Below are 265 nucleotides of genomic sequence, written 5' to 3' on the forward strand. Positions count from 1 at the left end.
GCTTCATTGAGCTAGGTCAGACGGCCGAAGAGCGATATCGGCGATACGTAACGTTCATGAAAGAGGCGATACCGGCCGAGGAATTGAGGCTGATTCGCGAGGCGGTTCAGCGTGGACAACTGACGGGCAATCAACGGTTCGTGGACGAGATCGAGCGGGTAGCCGGGGTGAGAATAGAGCGGCGTGGGCAAGGGCGGCCGAGATTAGAGCAGGGAAAATAAATCTGTCCCCTTTTTTCAAGAGCGATATCGGCGATACGTAACGT

Annotated in this window: 1 protein-coding gene; it reads left to right on the forward strand. The window is 55.5% G+C overall.

Annotated elements, in window-relative coordinates; translation table 11 throughout:
• Positions 1-221, forward strand: a 221-nt coding sequence (locus ACLJNW_RS25775; protein WP_410961450.1) for a hypothetical protein, incomplete at its 5' end; no start/stop codon positions are given.
• Positions 222-265: the final 44 nt, after the last annotated feature.

This window comes from Salmonella sp. SAL4457 (genome assembly GCF_046548235.1).
GTDB classification, from domain to species: domain Bacteria; phylum Pseudomonadota; class Gammaproteobacteria; order Enterobacterales; family Enterobacteriaceae; genus Salmonella; species Salmonella enterica.